General features: G+C 64.2%; 2 protein-coding genes. Both read right to left on the bottom strand.

Going from position 1 to position 1,480, the window contains the following annotated elements:
• Window positions 1-372 (bottom strand): sugar phosphate isomerase/epimerase (locus tag ENZ74_RS31555; RefSeq protein ID WP_164761391.1); only part of this gene is annotated, 372 nt, incomplete at its 3' end.
• Window positions 373-552: 180 nt separating this feature from the next.
• The coding region (locus ENZ74_RS31550; RefSeq protein ID WP_164761390.1) for a Gfo/Idh/MocA family oxidoreductase at window positions 553-1,480 on the bottom strand (928 nt) is incomplete at its 5' end.

Genomic DNA, 1,480 nt, shown 5'->3' with positions numbered 1-1,480 from the left:
CTTCTTCTCCGCGGCCGTCGGCCCAGAGCCGGAAAAGGACCCGAGCGTCGAATGCAGAGGGCCGCTCAGCGTGCTGGCGCCAAGCGCCTGCGCGCAGTCGATCGCCCATTTCATGTAGTCGACACCGGCCTTGCGGGTTGCCGCGTCGGCCGCGATCAAATTCATCGCCGGATCGCCCATGGCCGAAACCGCAGTCCGCTCCAGCCCGATGCGGTCGAGCAGATCGCCGAGCTTTCTATAATCGTCCGGCGTGCCGGCGAAGATCGGTATCTCGACGCCATCGAAACCGGTCGCCTTGATGTCGCGCAGCAGCGGCTCGTGTTTCTTCGACACCGCCGTCGTCCACAAGAACATGCACATGCCGATTTTCATCGACGCCCCCTCCCCTTAGATTCCTCGGATCGCCGGGGTGTTGAGATTCAGGTCAGGCCAAGCCGAAAACGGCTGGTTCCGAGAACCGGAGCGGAGCGTACTTTTGGGTACGTGAGCACCGGAAGCGCAGGAAACGGCCGTTTGCAGGCCGGCCTCACCTGAATCTCAGCGCCCCTTGGACTAGAGCTTCGTCCACGCCCCGTTCTTCTTCGACGACTTCACGCAAGCCTCGATGAAGGCCATGCCCTCGACGCCGTCCTGTATGGTCGGGAAGACGACATCCTTTGCCGGCTTGCCGCCCTTGCGGCGTGCCGCCCGGATGGCGCGTGCGGCCTCCTGGTAGATGTTGGCGAAGCCTTCGAGGTAGCCTTCCGGATGGCCTGACGGCACGCGGCTGACACGGCCCGCCACCGGCAGCGCGCCGGCGCCATTGCGGGTAATCAATTGCTTTGGCTGGCCGAATGGGGTGTACCAGAGATAGTTCGGGTCGGCCTGCACCCATTCCAGCCCACCCTTCGAGCCATAGATGCGCAGCTTCAGCCCGTTCTCATGGCCGGGCGCCACCTGGCTTGCCCAGATCATGCCCTTGGCCGGGTGCGTCTTGCCGGTAGGCTTGAAGCGCAGCATGACGTTGACGTTGTCATCCAGTAGCCGTCCCGGCACGAAGGCGTCGAGATCGGCCGACAGGGAGTCCAGTTCCAGCCCCGAGACGAAGCGGGCGAGGTTGTAGGCATGCGTGCCGATATCGCCCAGCGCACCGCCGGCACCTGCCTGCTTGGGGTCGGAGCGCCACGCCGCCTGCTTCTGGCCTGTCGCCGCCAAATCCTCGGTCAGCCAGTCCTGCGGATATTCGGACTGCACGATGCGGATGTCGCCGAGCACGCCCTTGGCGACCATTTCGCGTGCTTGCCGCACCATCGGATAGGCGGTGTAGTTGTGCGTCAGCACGAACACCTTGCCGGTCTTCTCGACTATCGCCGCGAGCTTTTTCGCTTCGGCCAGCGTCGTCGCCAGCGGCTTGTCGCAGATGACGTGGATGCCGGCCTCGAGGAAAGCTTTTTCCGCTGGCACATGCACCTTGTTGGGCGTGACGATGGCCACCGCTTCG

The sequence above is a fragment of the Mesorhizobium sp. M7A.F.Ca.CA.002.15.2.1 genome (assembly GCF_003998715.1).
In the GTDB taxonomy this organism is placed as follows: domain Bacteria; phylum Pseudomonadota; class Alphaproteobacteria; order Rhizobiales; family Rhizobiaceae; genus Mesorhizobium; species Mesorhizobium ciceri.
This window is presented reverse-complemented; position numbering and strand designations above follow the sequence as displayed.